Annotated in this window: 16 protein-coding genes and 6 pseudogenes; 6 read left to right on the forward strand and 16 right to left on the reverse strand. The window is 74.4% G+C overall.

Going from position 1 to position 19567, the window contains the following annotated elements:
- Nucleotides 1-23: 23 nt before the first annotated feature.
- The 5 genes and pseudogenes from REH70_RS18010 to REH70_RS18030 form a co-directional block, all read right to left on the reverse strand.
- Nucleotides 24-452, reverse strand: coding sequence for a GNAT family N-acetyltransferase (locus tag REH70_RS18010; protein ID WP_310754397.1), 429 nt, complete (start codon nucleotides 450-452; stop codon nucleotides 24-26).
- A gap of 88 nt (nucleotides 453-540) precedes the next feature.
- Nucleotides 541-1232 (reverse strand): annotated as a pseudogene (purQ, locus tag REH70_RS18015) (phosphoribosylformylglycinamidine synthase subunit PurQ).
- Complete coding sequence (gene purS, locus REH70_RS18020; protein WP_310749459.1) at nucleotides 1232-1522, reverse strand: phosphoribosylformylglycinamidine synthase subunit PurS; 291 nt, start codon at nucleotides 1520-1522, stop codon at nucleotides 1232-1234. Before purS ends, purQ begins: the two are co-directional and overlap by 1 nt.
- 97 nt (nucleotides 1523-1619) lie before the next feature.
- Entirely contained in the window at nucleotides 1620-2627 is a 1008-nt protein-coding gene (locus REH70_RS18025; protein ID WP_310749461.1) for a hypothetical protein, read from the reverse strand.
- Between the two features lie 106 nt (nucleotides 2628-2733).
- Nucleotides 2734-3345: a PadR family transcriptional regulator gene (locus tag REH70_RS18030; RefSeq protein WP_310749463.1), complete on the reverse strand. Its 612-nt coding sequence runs from the start codon at nucleotides 3343-3345 to the stop codon at nucleotides 2734-2736.
- Nucleotides 3346-3456: 111 nt separating this feature from the next.
- Between REH70_RS18030 and REH70_RS18035 the strand changes: the two genes are divergently transcribed.
- The gene (locus tag REH70_RS18035; RefSeq protein ID WP_310749467.1) at nucleotides 3457-3936 is read left to right on the forward strand and encodes an AAA family ATPase; all 480 of its coding nucleotides are present in this window, start codon (nucleotides 3457-3459) and stop codon (nucleotides 3934-3936) included.
- Nucleotides 3937-3961: 25 nt separating this feature from the next.
- Here REH70_RS18035 and REH70_RS18040 read toward each other — a convergent pair whose 3' ends face one another.
- The gene (locus REH70_RS18040; protein ID WP_310749469.1) at nucleotides 3962-4951 is read right to left on the reverse strand and encodes a PHB depolymerase family esterase; all 990 of its coding nucleotides are present in this window, start codon (nucleotides 4949-4951) and stop codon (nucleotides 3962-3964) included.
- A 546-nt stretch (nucleotides 4952-5497) separates the two neighbouring features.
- Here REH70_RS18040 and REH70_RS18045 point away from each other — a divergent pair.
- Complete coding sequence (locus REH70_RS18045) at nucleotides 5498-7276, forward strand: DUF222 domain-containing protein (protein ID WP_310749471.1); 1779 nt, start codon at nucleotides 5498-5500, stop codon at nucleotides 7274-7276.
- A 40-nt stretch (nucleotides 7277-7316) separates the two neighbouring features.
- On the opposite strand, the pseudogene REH70_RS18050 reads toward REH70_RS18045, so the two are convergent.
- The 5 genes and pseudogenes from REH70_RS18050 to purD form a co-directional block, all read right to left on the reverse strand.
- Nucleotides 7317-8383 (reverse strand): annotated as a pseudogene (locus REH70_RS18050) (zinc-dependent alcohol dehydrogenase family protein).
- 56 nt (nucleotides 8384-8439) lie between these two features.
- Entirely contained in the window at nucleotides 8440-10089 is a 1650-nt protein-coding gene (locus REH70_RS18055; RefSeq protein ID WP_310754399.1) for an amidohydrolase family protein, read from the reverse strand.
- Between the two features lie 2 nt (nucleotides 10090-10091).
- A complete protein-coding gene (locus REH70_RS18060) occupies nucleotides 10092-10784 on the reverse strand; it encodes an FMN-binding negative transcriptional regulator (RefSeq protein WP_310749474.1) in 693 nt (230 codons plus the stop codon).
- Nucleotides 10781-11697 (reverse strand): annotated as a pseudogene (locus REH70_RS18065) (phosphoribosylaminoimidazolesuccinocarboxamide synthase). The gene REH70_RS18060 and the pseudogene REH70_RS18065 overlap by 4 nt, the downstream one beginning before the upstream one ends.
- Nucleotides 11667-12965, reverse strand: coding sequence for a phosphoribosylamine--glycine ligase (purD, locus tag REH70_RS18070; RefSeq protein WP_310749476.1), 1299 nt, complete (start codon nucleotides 12963-12965; stop codon nucleotides 11667-11669). Before purD ends, REH70_RS18065 begins: the two are co-directional and overlap by 31 nt.
- 175 nt (nucleotides 12966-13140) lie before the next feature.
- On the opposite strand from purD, the gene REH70_RS18075 reads away from it, so the two are divergent.
- On the forward strand, nucleotides 13141-13359 hold the full coding sequence (locus REH70_RS18075) for an SCO4848 family membrane protein (protein ID WP_310749478.1): 219 nt from the start codon (nucleotides 13141-13143) through the stop codon (nucleotides 13357-13359).
- On the opposite strand, the gene REH70_RS18080 is transcribed toward REH70_RS18075, so the two are convergent.
- From REH70_RS18080 to REH70_RS18090, 3 genes and pseudogenes are all read right to left on the reverse strand, one after another.
- Nucleotides 13346-13942 carry a GNAT family protein gene (locus REH70_RS18080; protein ID WP_310749480.1) on the reverse strand — a complete coding sequence of 199 codons (597 nt, stop codon included), beginning with the start codon at nucleotides 13940-13942 and terminating at the stop codon, nucleotides 13346-13348. The two genes, REH70_RS18075 and REH70_RS18080, sit on opposite strands and share 14 nt — an antisense overlap.
- The gene (locus REH70_RS18085; RefSeq protein ID WP_310749483.1) at nucleotides 13942-15228 is read right to left on the reverse strand and encodes an adenylosuccinate synthase; all 1287 of its coding nucleotides are present in this window, start codon (nucleotides 15226-15228) and stop codon (nucleotides 13942-13944) included. Before REH70_RS18085 ends, REH70_RS18080 begins: the two co-directional genes overlap by 1 nt.
- 137 nt (nucleotides 15229-15365) lie before the next feature.
- A pseudogene (locus REH70_RS18090) lies at nucleotides 15366-15782 on the reverse strand (DUF3151 domain-containing protein); the annotation flags it as partial.
- A gap of 162 nt (nucleotides 15783-15944) precedes the next feature.
- Between REH70_RS18090 and REH70_RS18095 the strand changes: the two are divergent.
- Together REH70_RS18095 and REH70_RS18100 are read left to right on the forward strand one after the other, a co-directional pair.
- A complete protein-coding gene (locus REH70_RS18095) occupies nucleotides 15945-16268 on the forward strand; it encodes an STAS domain-containing protein (RefSeq protein ID WP_310749485.1) in 324 nt (107 codons plus the stop codon).
- 287 nt (nucleotides 16269-16555) lie between these two features.
- A pseudogene (locus REH70_RS18100) lies at nucleotides 16556-16687 on the forward strand (STAS domain-containing protein); the annotation flags it as partial.
- 246 nt (nucleotides 16688-16933) lie between these two features.
- Here the strand turns inward: REH70_RS18100 and fbaA are convergent.
- Together fbaA and REH70_RS18110 are read right to left on the reverse strand one after the other, a co-directional pair.
- Nucleotides 16934-17956: a class II fructose-bisphosphate aldolase gene (gene fbaA / locus REH70_RS18105; RefSeq protein WP_310749487.1), complete on the reverse strand. Its 1023-nt coding sequence runs from the start codon at nucleotides 17954-17956 to the stop codon at nucleotides 16934-16936.
- A 108-nt stretch (nucleotides 17957-18064) separates the two neighbouring features.
- On the reverse strand, nucleotides 18065-18751 hold the full coding sequence (locus REH70_RS18110) for a TrmH family RNA methyltransferase (protein ID WP_310749488.1): 687 nt from the start codon (nucleotides 18749-18751) through the stop codon (nucleotides 18065-18067).
- 156 nt (nucleotides 18752-18907) lie between these two features.
- Between REH70_RS18110 and REH70_RS18115 the strand changes: the two are divergent.
- A pseudogene (locus tag REH70_RS18115) lies at nucleotides 18908-19543 on the forward strand (DedA family protein).
- Nucleotides 19544-19567: the final 24 nt, after the last annotated feature.

Consider the following 19567-nt stretch of genomic DNA (forward strand, 5'->3'; position numbering starts at 1 on the left):
GCCGGGCAGATCGCCCGGACCGGTCAGGAGCGGGCGGCGAGGTCCTTGGCGTAGCAGCGGGAGAGCTCGACGTCGGCGTAGCCGCCGTAGCGGGCGATCGGCACGTACCCGGAGCGCTCGTACAGCGCGATCGCCGCGGTCTGCAGGGCGCCCGTCTCGAGCACCACCCGGTGCAGGCCGAGGTCACGCGCGTGCCGCTCCACCTCGGCGAGGACGAGCCGGGACAGCCCGCGGCCGCGGAACCGGGGGTCGACGTACATGCGCTTGACCTCGCCGACACGCGCGCCGGGGGCGCCGTCGCCCCACGATCCCGGCACGAGGCGACGCAGCGCGGCGCATGCGGCCGGCTCGCCGTCGACCCGCAGCAGGACCATCGCGGCGATCGTCGAGACGTCCCGCAGCGGGACGGGCTCGTCGTCGTCCTCGTACAGGGCGCGCATCTCGGCCTGCATCGCGTCACGCAGGCGGGCGGCGTCGGGATCGTCCCAGGCGACCGAGGCGACCGAGATCGTGCTGGTCGTGCTGGCGTCCACCCCGGGGTCAGCCGACGAGGGTCTGCAGCACGGAGGTGAACAGACCGAGGCCGTCGGTGCCGCGGCGCGGGCCGTCGGCGCTGTCCGGGCCGTAGCCGGCCTCGACCGCGTGCTCGGGGTGCGGCATGAGCCCGACGACGTTGCCCGCCTCGTTGGCGATGCCGGCGATGCCGCGGCGCGAGCCGTTCGGATCGTGGCCCTCGTAGCGGAAGACCACGCGACCCTCCCCTCGAGCTCGTCGAGGGTGCGCTCGTCGGCGACGAACTGGCCGTCCTGGTTCTTCAGCGGGACGGTGATGCGCTGCCCGGCGCGGAACGCCCGGGTCCACGCGGTGTCGGCGTTCTCGACCGTGAGCTCCTGCTCGCGGCAGACGAACGTCAGCGCCTCGTTCTTGACCATCGACCCGGGCAGCAGGTGCGCCTCGGTGAGGATCTGGAAGCCGTTGCAGATGCCGAGCACCGGCAGTCCGCCCTTCGCGGCGTCCACGATCGGCTCCATGACGGGCGCGAACCGCGCGATCGCGCCGGCGCGCAGGTAGTCGCCGTAGGAGAACCCACCCGGCAGGACGACGGCGTCGACGTCGTGCAGGTCCGCGTCGGCGTGCCACAGCGCGACCGGCTCGCCGCCCGCGAGGCGCACCGCGCGGGCGGCGTCGCGGTCGTCGAGCGTGCCGGGGAAGGTGACGACCCCGACGCGCATCAGGCGGTGGTCCCGGTCGAGGCGACCGTCGCGGCGGCGTCGGCCTCGATGTCGGCGACCCGGACGACGTCCTCGATGACCGGGTTCGACAGCACGGTCGCGGCGGCCTGCGCGGCTGCCTCGAGGACGTCGGGCGTCACCTCGCCGTCGACCTCGAGCTCGAACCGCTTGCCCTGCCGGACGCTGGTGAACTGGCCGAACCCGAGCCGCGGGAGCGCACCGGCGACGGCCTTGCCCTGCGGGTCGAGGATCTCGGGCTTCGGCATGACTTCGACGACGACACGTCCCATGGGGAGTCACTCCTGGTGCTGAGGGAGGACTCCGAGGATACCGGCGGGCCGACGGCGGTCGGTGCGGGCGTCCGGGGGCGGGCAGGCGCCCCCGGCGTCAGCCCGGCGGTGGTGGTGGCGGGAGGGGCAGGTCCAGGCGGGCCGGGTACGGGACGACGACGCCGGGTGGGACGGGGCCGTGGACCGGTCGGGGCGCGAGGACGGGCGCGTCCACGGCCGGCGGTCGCCCGTGGGAGGCCATCCGCCAGAGGTCGACCGCGGCGGGCTCCGGGTCACCTGGCGGGACGCGGGCGCGTCGGGCATGGGCGAGCAGCGCGGTCGTGAGGGGCAGGAGGAGGACGGACGGCGGTCCGAGGACCGCGCTGAGCCACAGCTTCGTCGCACCGGTGATCTCGTGGCCCGCGACGACCCCGGCCACGCCCACCCCGCAAGTGAGCGCGGTGCGGGCGCCCACCGAGAGCGGCATCGTCGTCCGGTGCGGTTGTGCCTGGGCGTGGGGCGCGGTGCGGCGGACACGCCGGGTGCCGATCGCGGCGAGCAGCAGACCGACGGCCGCCGACAGCGCGAGCGCGCCCAGGACCGCCGTCCGGCCCGACGCGAGCGGGACGCCGATCGGGTCCACGTTCAGCCCGCCCTCGATCGGCTCGACGCGGACGCTCCACCCGCGCGGGGCGAGCAGGATCGACGTCGTCGTCGTCACCGCGAGCACGGCGAGGGCGGCGGTCGTCCAGGCGAGTGCGGACCGCGCAGCCAGTCGGCGTCGGGGGCCGAGCGAGCTGACCACCGCGCCGGGGACGACCAGCTCGCCGGAGTCGAGGGCGAGGTGGCGCTCGACGGCGCGGGCACGCTCAGGCCCGGCCGACACGACGGTTCCCACCACCGCGATCGCGACGATCAGCCACCACCACCCGGGGCCCCAGATGCCGGGCCCCGGCGACAGGAGGTCGACACCAGCCATGACGAGGACGAACGCGTAGCTCACCAGGGCACGGCGTGCCGGGAACAGGCGTCCCTCGATGTCGTCCCGGGCCCACGCGCGGTACGCGGGCCGGATGCGCGCGCCGACGAACCGGTACGCGAGCCAGTGCCCGAGCGGCGGACGCATCCGCAGGCGTGTGGCCCAGCCGGAGCGGACGAGGTCGGCCGCGGTCCGGGCGTCCAGGCTGCGGGCGTCGAGACCGGCGAGGTCGGTGAGCAGGGCGACGAGCTCGTCACCGCGCTCCGCCCGCCAGCGACGGGGGTAGGCGCGCAGCCAGAACCGGGCGGAGCGGGCGAGGTCGTCGTCGCGGGTGGTCGGTCCGTGCCCGGTCGCGGTCGGGGTCGACGTCGGGGTGGACTCCGGAATCGGGCTCGGGCTCGGGCTCGGGCTCGGGCGACGGCTCGGGCTCGGGCTCGGGCTCGAGCTCGGGCTCGGGCTCGGGCGACCCGAACCCCGCGGGACCCCGGTCACGACGCACCACCCAGCGCGGGCCGCGGCGCGACCGGGGGCCGCTGGGTCGAGGACGCGGCGAACCGGTCAGCAGCCGCTGCGCGTTCGCCGCCATCGCCTCGAGCCGCGCCGCCTCGGTCGCGACGGCGTCCCGTCCCTCGGGGGTGAGGCGGTAGTAGCGACGCAGGCGTCCGTCGACCACCACCTCGCCGGACGCCTCGGCCAAGCCGGCGGCGACGGCGCGGTCGAGCACGCCGTAGAGCGTCCCGGCGCCCAGCCGCACGGCGCCGTCGGACAGCTCCTCGACCGCGCGGACGACGCCGTACCCGTGCCGGGGCTCGTCGGCGAGCGCGAGGAGCACGAGGAACGCCTGCTCGGTCATCCGGAAGGCCATGGACGATATATATCGTGCGGCGAGGCATGCGCGGAAGGGGTCGCTCCCCGCTGCCGCGTCCCGCGGGGCTCCGGGGGCGACGTCGTCGGGCACGGCGCCTACGGTGCGGGCATGACCACGGTGCTGGTGACGGGGATGTCCGGCGTCGGGAAGTCCACGGTGCTGGCCGAGCTCGCGCGGCGGGGGCATCGCGTCGTCGACACGGACGACGGCGACTGGATCCACCTCGTCGCCCGTGGCGACGGGACCCCGCCGGAGCCCCTGTGGCGCGAGGACCGCATCGCGGCGCTCCTGGACGGCCACACCGACGGCGCGCTGTTCGTCGCCGGGACGGTGATGAACCAGGGACGCTTCCGGTCGCGGTTCGACGCTGTCGTCCTGCTGAGCGCGCCGCTCGAGGTGATGCTCCGGCGGATCGCCGACCGGGACGGGAACGACTTCGGCAAGACGGCGGTGGAGCGGGAGCGGATCGTCGCGGACACCGCCGAGGTGGAGCCACTGCTGCGCGCGGGTGCGACCGTCGAGATCGACACCCGCGCACCGCTGGGCGAGGTCGCCGACCGCCTGGAGACCGTCGCCCGGGGGCGATGATCGACGCGGGCGGCCGGCGACGACGTCAGGGGCGTCCGCCGCGCTGGTCGAGGCCGAAGAAGTCGACCGCGAGCTGCTCGAGCCAGGGCTCGGAGAGCGCGACGGCGTGCGGGGCGTCGCGCAGCGTGTACGCGTCGACCAGGGTGCGGCCGCTGCGGCTCGTGTAAGCCTCGTGGGTCCACCCGGCGCGCGGGTGGTCGACGAGGGACGGCTCCGGCCGGGTCCCGAGGACCTCGGTCCACTGCTCGACGCCTTCGCCGAGGTTGGCGACGTCGAGCGTGTCGTCCGCGGTGCCGTGCCACAGCTGCACCCGGGGGCGCTGGCCGCGGTAGCCCGGGTAGGCGTCGTCGACCAGGGCGGCCCACTCCTGCGGGGTGAGGTCGACGAGGCCGTCGGCGCAGGCGTTGTTCCACTCCGAGCCGTCGCTCGTCGCGAAGCACCCGTGCGGAACGCCGGACATGACGGACCCGGCAGCGAACACGTCGGGGTAGGTCGCGAGCATGACGCTCGTCATCATCGCGCCGGACGAGATGCCGGTGACGTACACGCGCGTGCGGTCGCCGCGCAGCTCACGCTGCACGTACTCGACCATGGAGACGATCCCTTGGGGGTCGCTACCGCCGCCACGCGTGAGGGTGGACGGCGACGAGACGTCGAAGCACTGCCCGGCGCGGGTCGCCGACGGGTAGATGACGACGAACCCGTAGACGTCGGCGAGCGAGGCGTAGTCGGTGCCGCCGAACATCGCGGGGCCCGACCCCGTGCAGTAGTGCAGCGCGACGAGGACCTCGGGTCGGCGCTGGACGTCATGCGGCACGTAGAGGTGCATGTCGAGGTCGGTCGGGTTGGGGCCGAAGTCGGTGATCTCGATGAGCTCCCCGGTCGGCGCGGGCAGCGGCTCGACCAGGGGCGGGACCGGCGTCGGGTCGACCCGGGGGTCGACGCGCGAGGCGGCTGCGGCTGCGGGCACCGCGAGGCTCAGGCACGCGGCGAGCGCGGTGGCGGCGAAGAGCAAGCGCCGGGTGGGGCGGTGGGTGGGGCGGTGGGTGGGGCGTGTGGCGCTGCTGGTCGTGGGGCGGGCGTTAGTGGCGGGGGTGGCCGGGCGGGTGGGGGGCACGTCGTCGTGCATGCGGCACCTCTCGGGCCCGCGTCGCTGCGGACCGGGTCGAGCCCGTCGCGGGACGCGGCGGACGGTCGGGCGGAACGTACGAGAGGGCGGGGGTGCGGGCAACCGGGGGTGGTGGGCGTGGCCTTGCGGGCGTGCGCGCACTGGCTGTCGACGGTGCGCCCGATCGCGGCAGGGTCGACCGCCGAGGAGTGGTGAACGGAAGCGCGGCTGAGTCGGCCGGTGGCGGACGTGTGCGCGAGGGCGGCTGGGCCGGACGGCGGCGATGTGCGCCCGAGCACGGCTGGGCCGGCCGCTGGCGGTTGTGCGCCCGAGCACGGCTGGCCGGCCGTCATCGGATGTCGCGTGCTGTCCACAGATCTTGTGCGAATCCGCTGCGTGTGGGTGTGCCGCACTAAACTTCGAACAAGCGTTCGAAGCGAGGAGGTGGCGACGATGACGGAGTCGGTTTTCCGCACGCGACCGTCCGCCGCCGGATCGGACGCCGGTCCGCGACCCGTGACGGCCGCCGCCGCGGCGCCCACCGCATGCGCCGCAGCCACGCCCGCGACCGACGCCGCCACCCCGGCCGCACACTCGGATGGCGCGACGGCCGCCGCCGAATCCGGACGCATCCTGCGGTCCACGTTGACGTCCCTGACCGGCCAGGTCATGGGTGCGGCGGGATGGTCGCCCGCGGACCGGTCGGCGCTGCTGGCCGACCTGGACCGGGTGATCGACGGCCTGAGCGTCGTGCGCGCGTCCGTGCTGGTCGCTGACCGGGAGGCGGGGGCGTGGCGGGGTGCCGGTGACCGGTCCTACGAGGCGACCCGGGGGCGCGCCTCGGGTGCGGGTGCGCGGGCTGCCGGGGCGCAGGTGCGGCAAGCCGACCAATTCGACGCCGCCCCGCTCGCCGCCGCAGCGGTGATCGACGGTCGCATCACGGCTGGTCACGCCGCGGTGCTCGGGAAGGTCGCGGCGAGCGGCACCCCGACCCAGCGGGCGGTGCTGGCGGATCCGGCCGTGCAGGAGGCGTTGGTCGAGGTCGCCCAACGTGAGGACGCCGGCGCCTTCCAGATCACCGTGGATCGGTGGGCGGCGGAGGTGGACCCGGGCGGGTTCGACCGCGCCCACGAGGCGGGGCGGTGCGAGCGGTACCTGCACCTGTCCCAGTCCTCGACCGGGACGTTCCTCAAGGGGCGCCTGGACCCGATCGCCGGGCACAAGGTGGCCCTGGCACTGGAGGCGCTGTCGCCGCGGCCGGCGGAGGACGACGACCGTGACCCCGGACAACGCCGCGCGGACGCGCTGACAGACATGGCCGAGCACGTGCTGGCCGACCCGGGGACCAAGCCGGGTGGGCACGTGCCGCCGCAGATCACGATGATCCTCACCCCCGAGACCTGGGCCGCCGCGCGCGCCGAACGCGACCGGCAACGCCGCGGCGCAGTCGCAGGCAACGGCGCGCCGGACGAGACGGCTGCTGTGGTGAGTTACCCGCCAGCGACGTTGGAGGACGGCACCCCGCTCCCGGTCAGCGATCTCGCGGCGGCGATGTGCGACTGCGAACTCACCCGTGCCGTCATCGACGCCGACGGCACGCCCCTGGACCTGGGCCGGTCGCAGCGGCTGTTCACCGGGCAGCTCCGCAAGGTGATCATCGCCCGCGACCGCGAGTGCGGATGGCCGTCGTGCCACGCACCGGCACGGTGGTGCCAGATCCACCACATCGACTGGTGGGACCGCGACAACGGGCCCACCTCCGCCGACAGCGGCGTGCTCCTGTGCGGGTTCCACCACCACGAGACCCACCGACGCGACCTCGCCATCACCAGGATCCCTGGCACGGTGACGGTGAAGTCACCGCCGGGTCGACCACCCGGCACCGCACCACCCGGACCACTCCCCCGAGTCACCTACCGGTTCCGCGACCGCAGCGGACGGGACGTCGGCGCGCACCCCGTCGCCGCCCCGTCGCGAGAGCAACCCACACCCGATGCCCCATGCCCGCACCTGCCGGGTCAGCCCCCTGGCGGTGACCCGCTACCCGGCCCAGGCGCGCGACCCAGCGCAGGTCAGCCGCTCAGCGCGACCGGCCGACGTAGCGGCACTGCGCCCACAGGGGACGACCAGGCGACCGACGAACTCGACCTCACGTGGACGAACGACCCGCTCACCGGAGCGCGGGTGCCGGCGTTCTTCCTGGCGGCATGGGACGGCGGTGATCCGACGTGAGAGACGTGCTGAGCGCGGGACCGTCCGTGAGCGGTGACCCCTACGGGACCACGACCGTCATGCCTGCTGCTCCGGCGGCGCGGCTCATCGCCGCGAGCGCGTCGGGGGCGTCGGGCAGGGCGATGGTGAGGCCGACGAGCCGCTCGGGGCGCAGCTCCCCGGAGGCGATCCGCGCGAGCATCGCGGGGTACTCGTGAGCGGCCATGCCGTGGCTACCGATGACCTCGAGCTCCCATGCGACCACGCGGGCCATGGGCAGTGGCGGGCGCGCCGCGTCGGCGAGCAGGAGGCCGACCTGGACGTGGCGACCCCGGCGGCGCAGACCGAGGATCGACGCGATGGCGGTCGCCGGGCTGCCGAGGGCGTCGAGCGAGACCCGGGCACCGCCGCCGGTCGCCGCGACGACGCGGGCGGCGACCTCCGCCGGATCGATCGACGCACCGGCACCTCGCCCGTCGGACGGGTCGAGGACGAGCTCCGCCCCGGCTTCCCGGGCGGCGTCGCGCGCACCCGGCGACGTGTCGAGGGCCACGACGCGGGCCCCCTCGGCGACGGCGACCATGACGGCGGACAGCCCGACGCCGCCGCAGCCGTGCACCGCGACCCAGTCGCCGGCTCGGGGTCGGCCGTGCACGGTCACCGCGCGGTAGGCCGTCGCGAACCGGCAGCCGAGTGCCGCCGCGGTGACCGGGGACATGTCGTCGGGGAGCCGCACGAGGTTGACGTCGGCGTGGTCGAGCGCGACGTAGTCGGCGAAGGAGCCGTCGTGGGTGAAACCCGGCTGGGTCTGGCGCTCGCACACCTGGTGCTCCCCGCGAGGCACGCGCTGCAGGTCCCGCACGCGCACACGAACGGGACGGTCACGCGGTCCCCGACGGTCCAGCCACCGACGGCCGAGCCGACCGCGGCGACCGTGCCGGCGAGCTCGTGCCCCGGGACGTGCGGGAGCGTGATGCCGTCGTCATGGCCCTGCCACCCGTGCCAGTCGCTCCGGCAGACACCGGTGGCCTCCACGCGCACGACGACGCCGTCGGTCGGGCACCCGGGGACCGGCACCTCGCGCAGCGTCGGCGGCTCGCCGAAGGCATCGACGACGACGGCGCGCATGGTCGACGGGAGGGCGGTCGTCGATGGATTGGGATCGCTCGAGGGCCCGGAGGTGGTCATCGGTCCAGCGTGCACCACGTCCACCGCCCGTCGAGAAGAGTGCCGCTGACCGGCATCGCGCGCAGCGTCGCGGCGTCGGCGGCAGTCGGGTCGACGTCGACCACGACGAGGTCGGCGCGGTCACCCGCAGCCGGCGACGCACGGCCACCGGTCGAGGCGTCGAGGGCGGCCCGCACGTCGATCCGTTGCTCGGGGTGCCATGGCTCGCGTCCGTCGCGTGCCCGGTGCACCGCGGCGGCGACGGTGGCCCACGGGTCGAGCGGCGCGACCGGGGCGTCGGAGCCGAGCGTGAGCGTGGCACCGGCCCGCAGCAGGGTCCCGAACGCGAAGGCGCGATCGGTGCGCCCGGGCCAGTACCGCTCGGCGACGTCGCGGTCGTCCATGGCGTGCTCGGGCTGCACGCTCGCGACGACACCGAGCGCGGCGAACCGCTCCGCGTCGCCGTCCCGCAGGAGCTGCGCGTGCTCGACCGATCCGCGGGCGCCGGTCGCGACGAAGGCGTCGAGCACGAGCCCGGCGGCCTGGTCGCCGATCGCGTGGATCGCCGAGGCGATCCCGTGGCGGTGGGCCCTGGCCATGAGCCGGACGAGGTCCGTGCCGCTGACCACGAGCCGGCCGAAGGCGTCGGCCTCGCCCTCCCGCCCGGGGTACGGGTCGTGGCAGAAGGCGGTACGGGTGTTCAAGGAGCCGTCGACGATGACCTTGAGCGGTCCGAGGGTGAGCAGACCCCCGGTTCCGGGCACGACGTCGCCGGTCGCGAGACCAGCCGCGATCGCACCGTCGAGGTGGTCGGCCCAGACACCCGCCGCCACCCTGAGCACGTCGGTCCCGCCGGCGACGCGGCGGCGCCACGCGCCCAGGTTGTCGTCGATCTCGAGGTCCACGACCGCGGTGACGCCGCGCGAGGCGGCGGCACGGGCGGCGTCGTCGACGAAGGCGTCCAGCCGCTCGGGCGGGACGCGCTGGAGGTCGTTCATGAGCGGCATCCACTCGTCCTCGCGCAGCAACCCGGTCGGGTGGCCGGCGCGGCCGAGCCGCTGGAGGGCCGGGGTGCTGAGCCAGGCGCTGTGCAGGTCACCGGAGAGGAGGAAGACGGGCGCGTCGGTGTGCCCGGCGGTGCGCAGGCCGGCGTCGAGGAGGGCGGCGGTGGGCGGCACGGGCCACAAGCCGTCCCGGAACCCCATGCCGACCAGGACGGGGCTACGGCCCGGGCCGTCGCCGAGCGGCTCGGCGGCGAGGCGCTGCACCACGAGGGCGACCGCGTCCTCGACCGAGCGGGTCGCCGACAGGTCAAGCCGTCGCCGGGTCAGCGCCCACTGCGCCATGTGGACGTGCGCGTCGTGCAGACCGCGCAGGACGGTCCGCCCGTCGAGCGCGACCCGCTCGGCTCGAGCGGCGGCGTGGTCGTGCGACGCGAGGTCCGGGCCGATCGCCGCGATCCGGCCGCCACGGAGCAGGATGTCGACCGCTCCGGCACGGGCACCACCGAGCGGACGGTCGTCGGTGAGCGGACGGTCGTCGGTGAGGGGACGGTCGTCGGGGAGCAACCGGGCGTCGGTGAGCAAGAGGTCGCGCGCGACGAACCGGTCGCGGTCGGCTGGTGGGAGCGAGCGAGGGGACGGGGCCGGACCGCCGGACGGGGTCATGCTCACGGGCGGTCGCGCTCGTGGGCGGCGCTCACAGCGTCGTCCGCCTCACGACCGTGCGCGACGCTCACCACCTCGTCCGACTCACAACCGTGCGCGACGCGCATCCGGGCGGCGAGCGCGGGGTTGGCGTAGGTGGGATCGGTCTCGAGCGCCGCCACCACGCGGGCGACGACCTCGGGCGGCTTGTCCTGGCTGAGCTTGGCCTTGGCCTGGACGCGGGTGACCCGCAGCCGGAAGCCCACGGCGCCGCGGGCGACGCGGCGGGCGTGGTCGGCGATCGGCGGGAGGCGGACCGGCTCGGGCATGACGCGCTCGTACCGGTCGACGGTGTCGGACAGCACGCGGAGGGTCTCGTCGGCATCGAGGACCTCGGGGACTCCGTAGAGGTGCGCGACCACGTAGTTCCAGGTCGGGAGCGCGGGGGTGTACCCGTACCAGCCCGGTGAGACGTACCCGTGCTCACCGGCGACGACGACCAGCACCTCGCCCGAGCCGAGCGCGTGCAGGACGTCATCCGGACGCCCGAGGTGACCGACGACGGTCAGCTCCGTCGCGTCCTCGAGCAGGACCGGGACATGCGAGGCGACCAGGCCGGACGGCGGGTGGCTGACGAGCGTGGCCCAGCCGTGGGCGCGGATGAGGTCACGCAGGGTGGCGTCGTCGTCGAGGCGGTACGCAGGGGTGTCGATCACGGTGAGATGGTGCGACCGGTCAGCCGTTCGTACGCCTCGGCGTAGCGGGCGCCGGTGCGGGCGACGACGTCGTCGGGCAGCGGGGCGGTGGTGAGGTGCGGTCCCAGCCGGCCGCCGGCGAAGTGAGCCAGTCCCGGACGTACTGCTTGTCGAAGCTCGGCTGCGCCCGACCGGGCTGCCAGGTGTCGGCGGCCCAGAAGCGGGACGAGTCCGGGGTGAGCACCTCGTCGCCCAGCACGACGGTGTCGCCCAGCAGGCCGAACTCGAGCTTCGTGTCGGCGAGGATGACGCCGCGGTCCCGCGCGATCGCCTCGGCGCGCGCGTAGATCGCAAGGGTGAGGTCACGCAGCCGGGTCGCGGACGCCGTCCCGATGCGGTCGGCGACGACGTCGAACGACACGTTCTCGTCGTGCTCACCGACGGCGGCCTTGGTCGCGGGCGTGAAGATCGGCTCGGGCAGTCGTGAGCCGTCGACGAGCCCGGACGGGAGCGGCACCCCGCAGACCTGACCGGACGTGCGGTACTCGGCCAGCCCGGAGCCGGTCAGGTAGCCGCGGGCGACGCACTCGACCGGGAACATCTCGAGCCGTCGGCACACCATCGCGCGCCCGAGGACGGACTCCGGGACGCCGTGCGGACCGGCCGCGGCGGTCACCACGTGGTGCGGGACGAGGTCGGCGAGCTGCTCGAACCACCACAGGCTGAGCTGCGTGAGCACGACGCCCTTGCCGGGGACCGGCGTGGGCAGCACGTGGTCGTAGGCGCTGATCCGGTCACTCGCGACCACCAGGACGACGTCGCCGTCCGGATGCTCTCCGACCGGCAGGTACAGGTCGCGGACCTTGCCCGCGTACACGTGGCGCCAGCCGGGCAGCTCACCGGTCACGGTGCGACCTCCCCGGCGGCGGGCCAGGACGACGCGGTGACGTCACCGCGGGACGCCGCGAGCGCGATGTCGCCCCGGTGGTGCGAGCCCGGCAGCGCGATCCGCTCGACCCCGGCATACGCCGAGGCACGGGCGGCGGCGAGGTCCGCACCGGTTCCGACCACGGACAGCACGCGCCCGCCCGCGGCCACCAGCGCGCCGTCGTCGGTCACGCGCGTGCCGGCGTGCAGCACGTGGACGCCGGTGGCCTCCGCCTCCGCGATCCCGGTGATCGGGTCCCCCGACCGGACGTCGCCGGGGTAGCCGTGCGCCGCCACGACGACCGTCACCGCCGCCTCGTCGCGCCAGCGCAGCGGCGGCACGTCGGCCAGCCGCATGGTCGCGGCCGCGTGCAGGACCGTGGCGAGCGGCGTCGCGAGCCGGGCCAGCACGACCTGGGTCTCGGGGTCACCGAACCGGGCGTTGAACTCGACGACGCGGGTGCCGCGGGAGGTGAGGGCGAGGCCGACGTACAGGACGCCGGCGAACGGGGTGCCGCGCCGGGCCATCTCGTCGACGGTCGGCTGCGCGATCCGGGTGACGACCTCGTCGACGAGGCCGGGCGGTGCCCACGGCAGGGGCGAGTAGGCGCCCATCCCACCGGTGTTGGGGCCTTCGTCGCCGTCGTAGGCCCGCTTCGAGTCCTGCGCCGGGACGAGCGGCACGACGGTCGCGCCGTCGGTAACGCAGAACAGCGACACCTCCGGCCCGTCGAGGTACTCCTCGATGACGACCGTGTTGGTCAGGCAGGCGCGGGCGTGGGCGAGCGCCTCCGCGCGGTCGGACGTGACGACGACGCCCTTGCCGGCGGCCAGCCCGTCGTCCTTCACGACGTACGGGGCACCGAACGCGTCGAGCGCGGACTCGACCTCGTCGACCGTGGTGCACACGTGCGCCATCGCGGTGGGGACCGCGGCGGCGGCCATCACGTCCTTGGCGAAGGCCTTCGAGCCCTCGAGCGCAGCGGCCTCGCGACCGGGGCCGAACGCCGCGATGCCGGCCTCGCGGACAGCGTCCGCCACCCCGGCCACCAGCGGCGCCTCCGGCCCGACGACGACGAGGTCGGCGGCGAGGTCGCGGGCGAGCGCGGCGACGGCGGCGCCGTCGGTCGCCTCGACGGGGTGCAGCATCGCGAGGGCGGCGATGCCCGGGTTCCCCGGTGCGGCGTGCAGCTCGTGCGGGCCGTCCGATCCGGTGGCCAGCGCGCGGACGAGGGCGTGCTCACGGGCACCGGTTCCGATGACGAGGATCCTCACGGGTCGTGAGCGTAGTGCGCGCCGTCCGGGGCGCGGGATCGGCGCGGCGATCGGCCCGGCGATCGGTCGTCGCACGGCGGGTCCGAGCACCGGGCTCGGCGCGAGGGCCACCACGGGCAGAGCGACGGCCATCGTCGATCGTGGCCGTCCGGCGGTCACCGCCGATACTGGGCGCGTGGAGCTCCCCGTCGCCTGGTCCGTCGTCCTCGTCCTCACCGCCCTGTGGAACCTGCTCATCTGGCCCCGGTTCTGGCAGCGCATCGCGCGGGACCCGCGCTCTCGCGACGCGTCCGGGCGGCCGACCCGCTTCCGCACCGTCCACGCGGTGCTCATCGCGGTGTCCCTCGCGCTCGCCGTCGCGGTCGGCGTGCTCGGGGTGCTCACCCTCGTCTGAGCCGCTCCTCGAGGCCGGCGCGGACGCCCGGCCACTCGTCGGCGAGGATCGCGAACACGACGGTGTCCCGCCAGGTGCCGTCGGCGCGCGGCTGGTGCCCGCGGAGCACGCCCTCACGGGTCGCCCCGAGCCGGGCGATCGCCGCCTGCGACCGCTCGTTGCGGACGTCGGTCTGGATCTTGACCCGGTGGTAGCCGCAGTCGTCGAACGCGTGCGTGAGCAGCGCGAGCTTGACGGCCGGGTTGACCCCGGTGCCCCACACGGCGGGCGCGTAGGCGGTCCAGCCCAGGTGCACCCGCCCCTGGGCCGGGCGTGCGTCGCCCAGGCTGCTCGTGCCGACGACCTCGCCGTCGAGCTCCACCGCGAACGCCGCGTGGTCGCGGTGGCCGAGCAGCCGGTCGACGAACGCCGCCATGTCCGCCGGGGTGAGCGGCCGTCCGCCCGGGCCGCCGCCGTACCCGCCGGCCCACACCCGGGGGTCGTCGAGCGCCGCGAACAGCGCCGCGGCGTCGTCGGGCACGAGGGGGCGCAGGCGGACGTCGCCCGCGGTGAGCACCCGGCCGCCGGGGAGCCGTGCGGGCACTAGGCCAGCAGGTCGTGCCGGACGATCGTGGCCTCGCGGTCCGGGCCGACGCCGACCGCGGAGATCCGGGTGCCGGACATCTCCTCGAGCGCGAGCACGTAGCGCTGCGCGTTCTTGGGCAGGTCGTCGAACGAGCGGCAGGCCGAGATGTCCTCCGACCACCCGTCGAGCTCCTCGAGCACCGGGGTCGCGTGGTGGAAGTCGCTCTGGTCCTGCGGCATCTCGTCGTGCCGGACGCCGCCCACGTCATAGGCGACGCACACCGGGACCTTCTCCAGGCCGGTGAGCACGTCGAGCTTGGTGAGCACGAGGTCGGTGAGGCCGTTGATGCGACCGGAGTACCGCGCGATGACCGCGTCGTACCACCCGCAGCGCCGGGGGCGCCCGGTCGTGACGCCGTACTCGCCGCCGGTCGCGCGCAGGTGCTCGCCCATGTCGTCGAGCAGCTCGGTCGGGAACGGGCCCTCGCCGACGCGCGTGGTGTACGCCTTGATGACGCCGACCACGCGGTCGATCCGGGTCGGCCCGATGCCCGAGCCCGTGCACACGCCGCCCGCGGTCGCGTTCGACGACGTCACGAAGGGGTAGGTGCCGTGGTCGACGTCGAGCATCGTGGCCTGGCCGCCCTCGAACAGGACCGTCCTGCCGGCGTCGAGCGCGTCGTTGAGCACGAGGGAGGTGTCCGCGACCATCGGCCGGACCCGCTCGGCGAACTCCAGCAGCTCGTCGACCGTCTCGTCGACGGTGATGGCACGCCGGTTGTAGACCTTCACCAGCAGGTGGTTCTTCTGGTCGAGGGCGCCCTCGATCTTCTGGCGCAGGATGTGCTCGTCGAAGAGGTCCTGCACGCGCACGCCGACGCGGTTGATCTTGTCCGCGTACGTCGGGCCGATGCCACGCCCCGTCGTGCCGATCTTGCGCTTGCCCAGGAATCGCTCGGAGACCTTGTCCAGCGTCCGGTTGTACGGCGCGATGACGTGGGCGTTGCCCGAGACCAGGAGCCGGCTGACGTCCACGCCGCGCGCGATCAGCGCGTCGAGCTCGGTGAACAGCACCGCGAGGTCGACGACGACGCCGTTGCCGATCACCGGGACGACGCCGGGCGAGAGGATCCCCGACGGCAGCAGGTGCAGGGCGTACTTCTCGCCGCCGACGACGACGGTGTGCCCGGCGTTGTTGCCGCCGTTGTACTTCACGACGTAGTCGACCCGCGACCCGAGCTGGTCGGTCGCCTTGCCCTTGCCCTCGTCGCCCCACTGGGCGCCGACCACCACGACGGCTGGCATGTCATCACTCCTCGAGCTGCCTGGACGGCGGGCGGCCTAGGCCGACGGCGCCCCCGCGGCCCCGGGCGGCAGCTGCCCGGTACCGCCGAAAGGCTACCTGAGGTGCGCCGCTGGGGCGGCGATGGGCTGCGCTTGACCTAACGCAGCGCGCGCACCGCGTCGGCGCTCGCGCCGGAGTCCGCGAGGAAGGTCCGGCAGCGCTCGGCCTCGTCGGTCTCCCCGATGGCCTCGGCGGCGTCCGCGAGCGCGAGGAGAGCGCGCAGGAAGCCCTGGTTCGGCTCGTGCGTGACCGGGATGGGGCCCTGCCCCCGCCAGCCCGCGCGGCGCAGGGCGTCCAGGCCCCGGTGGTAGCCGGTCCGGGCGAACGCGTACGCCGCGACCGGGTCGGCCGGGTGCTTGCCGTGACCGGTGAGCGCGCGCTCGGCGAGCAGCGCCCACACGTACGACGACGCCGGGGCGAGCCGGGCGGCGTCGCGCAGGTCGCCGTCGTCGGACAGCGCGGTGCGTGCGCGCGCGTCGGCGCCGTCGGCGGGCAGGAGGGTCGGGGGACGCCCAGCAGGTTCGGGTGGTCGTGGCTCATGCCGCCATTGTGACTCGCCGGGCGGCCCCGCCGGGCCGTGGCTACAGTCGGGGCCGCTCCCGGCCGCCGCCCCCGCGGTGACGGAGCGCGTCCGGTGCGCACCAGCACCGGTGACCCGGATGCTCGGAGCCACGCCGTGATCGAGATCGCCACGTCCCCGTCGACGACGACCCTCGTCATCGCCGGTGACCTCGACCTCGTGGAGCGGGACCAGTTCCCGGAGGTGACCGCCCGCGTGACCGGCCTGCGCCGTCAACTGCTCGTCATCGACATGTGCCGGGTGACGTTCATGGACTCCACCGGTGCGGCGTTCCTCATCTCGCTCGCCGACTCCCTGCGCCGCCGCGGCGGCGCGACGGTCCTGCGCAACCCGGACGCGCGGGACCTGTTCGTGCTCGAGGTGTGCGGCGCGCTGGACCTGTTCCGGATCGACGACACGCACCGGTGCCAGGCGAGCTGAGCGCACGGTCGAGGAGGTCCGCGCGCGACGCCGGCGGCAGGTCGCGGGTCGCAGAATTGACCACGATCGCCTCGGATCGTCTAGCGTTCCAGGACGAGCCTCCAGCGCGAGCTGCCGAGGGACACGTGGTCGGCCCCCAGAGGAGCATTGTGCGAGACGGTAACAGCCCGACGGACGACGGTCCCGCGGGCACGGAGACGGCGGCCTCCCTCGGTGGAGTGCACGCCGCGGCAGCTGCGGAGCCCGGCTCCGTCCACGTCATCGTGGGCGCTGAGCGGACGCGGATCGTGCTGTCCGGAGAGGTCGACGCCGACCTCGGATCGGACCTGCAGGAGGCCACGACCGAGGCCGAGGAGGCGGGTCTGCCGATCGAGGTCGACGCGCACCACGTGACCTTCATGGACTCCTCGGGCGTCGCGTTCCTCGCGCGCCTGTCGACCCGCAGCCCGCACCGCGTGCGGCTGATCCGGGTCCCCCGACGGTGCGGTTCCTGCTCGAGGTCACGCGCATCGGCGAGCTGCTCGACGTCGTCGACGAGGACCCGGGCTTCGACACGGCGCCGGACGGCGCACAGACCACCTGAGCCGACGCGACCGGCACCCGACGCGACCGGCACGAGCACGACGAAGGCCCCGCAGCACGCGCTGCGGGGCCTTCGTGGTGGATCAGCCCATCCGGTTGCCGGCGGACCGCAGCTGGCGGCACGCCTCGGCGATGCGCTGGGCCATGCCGGCCTCGGCGAGCTTGCCCCAGGCGCGGGGGTCGTAGGCCTTCTTGTTGCCGACCTCGCCGTCGATCTTGAGGACGCCGTCGTAGTTGGTGAACATGTGGCCCACGACCGGGCGCGTGAACGCGTACTGGGTGTCCGTGTCGATGTTCATCTTGATGACGCCGTTGTCGACCGCCTCGGAGATCTCGGCCTCGGTCGAGCCGGAGCCGCCGTGGAACACGAGGTCGAACGGGTTCTCCTTGCCGATCGAGTCACCGACCGCCTTCTGGATCTCGGCGAGGATCGCGGGGCGCAGCTTCACGGCCCCCGGCTTGTAGACGCCGTGCACGTTGCCGAACGTCAGGGCCGTGAGGTAGCGCCCCTTCTCGCCGGAACCGAGCGCACGGACCGTCGCCAGGCCGTCCTCGGCCGTCGTGTACAGCTTGTCGTTGATCGCGGCCTCGTGGCCGTCCTCCTCGCCGCCGACGACGCCCACCTCGATCTCGAGGATGGTCCGCGCCGCCTGCGAGAGCTCGAGGAGCTCCTCGGCGATGACGAGGTTCTCGTCCAGCGGGATGTCCGAGCCGTCGAACATGTGCGACTGGAACAGCGGGTTCTGACCGTTCTTGACCTGGTCGGCCTCGTGCGCCAGCAGCGGGCGGACCCAGCTGTCGAGGTTCTTCTTGGTGCAGTGGTCGGTGTGCAGGGCGACGGTGATGCCGTAGCCCTTGGCGACCTCGGTGGCGTAGGCGGCGAGCGCGAGCGAGCCGGAGACGCGGTCCTTGACCGTCGAGCCGGACGCGTACTCGGCGCCGCCGACGGACACCTGGAGGATGCCGTCGGACTCGGCCTCGGCGAAGCCCTGCAGCGCGGCGGTGATGGTCTGGGACGACGTGATGTTGACGGCGGGGTAGGCGAACTTGCCGGCCCTGGCCCGGTCGATCATCTCGTTGTAGACCTCGGGTGTGGCGATGGCCATCGACTGATCTCCTGCACGTGAGTGGGTTAGGTCTTCGTCGGAAGTCTGGCACGGATGCCCCCGGTCACGTCCGGGACGTCCGTCCCGGACGTGACCGGACCGGGCGGGTCAGCCCGTGCCGGGGTCGACGGCGTGCCGGACGACCCACGCGTGCATCGCGATCGCGGCCGCCGCCCCCGCGTTGATCGACCGGGTCGACCCGAACTGCGCGATGTGCAGGACGTCGCTCACCGCGTCCCGGGCGGCGTCGGACAGCCCGACGCTCTCCTGACCGAACAGCAGCACGCAGGCCCGCGGCAGCGGGTAACCCTCGAGCGGCACGGAGCCGGGCAGGTTGTCGACGCCGAGCACCGGCAGCCCCTCGCCCCTGGCCCAGGCGAGCAACGCCGAGACGTCCCCGTGGTGGCGCAGGTGCTGGTAGCGGTCGGTGACCATCGCCCCGCGCCGGTTCCACCGCCGCCGGCCCACGATGTGCACCTCGGCCGCGGCGAACGCGTTGGCGGTCCGGACCACGGACCCGATGTTGAGGTCGTGCGACCAGTTCTCCACCGCCACGTGGAACGGGTGCCGCCTCGTGTCGAGGTCGGCGACGACCGCCTCGACCGTCCAGTACCGGTAGCGGTCGACGACGTTGCGCCGGTCCCCCGCGGCGAGCAGCTCGGGGTCCAGCCGCGGGTCGTCCGGCCACGCCGCCGGCCCACCGGGCCAGGGGCCGACGCCGACCTCGACCTCGACCTCGGCCTCGGCCTCGACCGGCGGCTCACCGGCGTCGGGCGACGGTCGTTCGTGGTGCACCGTTCGTCCTCCTGGAGCCGTCGGGTCCCGCGACCCTAGACCCGCGACAGGCCCGCGACAGACCCGGGAAGCCACCGCCCGCGGCCGGGATGCGAGGATGGTCGCGTGGACACCGGAGAGGAACTGACAGGCGTCGCCGGCTGGGCCGTCGACCTCATGGAGACCCTCGGTGGCCCCGGAGCCGGTCTCGCGATCGCACTGGAGAACCTCTTCCCCCGTTGCCCAGCGAGGTGATCCTGCCGTTGGCCGGCTTCACCGCCAGCCAAGGTGGGTTCACGCTCGCCGGTGCGCTGTTCTGGACGACGCTCGGCTCGGTGGTCGGGGCGCTCGCGCTCTACGGCCTCGGCCACGCGCTCGGGCGTGACCGCCTGCGCACCGTGTGGGGCGCCTGCCGCTCACCAATCTCGACGACCTGGACCGCACCGAGGCCTGGTTCGACCGGCACGGGCGCAAGGCCGTCTTCTTCGGCCGGATGATCCCGATCTTCCGCAGCCTGATCTCGATCCCCGCGGGGTCGAGCGCATGCCGCCGGTCACGTTCACCGCCCTCACCCTGGCGGGGAGCCTCATCTGGAACACGATCTTCGTGCTGGCGGGCTACTACCTCGGCGAGCAGTGGCACCGGGTCGAGGACTACGCCGGGGTCTTCCAGCTCGTGGTGATCGGTGTGGTCGGCGTCGCGGCCGCGTGGTGGGTCATCACCCGCCTGCGCCGGTACTTCCGCACCCGGAACGCCGCCCCGGCTTCCGGGGCGCGTCCTCGCACCGACACCGAGCAGGAGGACACGCTGTGATCGACGGCCCGGGCACCCAGCGAC

The sequence above is a fragment of the Cellulomonas sp. ATA003 genome (genome assembly GCF_031582905.1).
Taxonomy (GTDB): Bacteria; Actinomycetota; Actinomycetes; order Actinomycetales; family Cellulomonadaceae; genus Pengzhenrongella.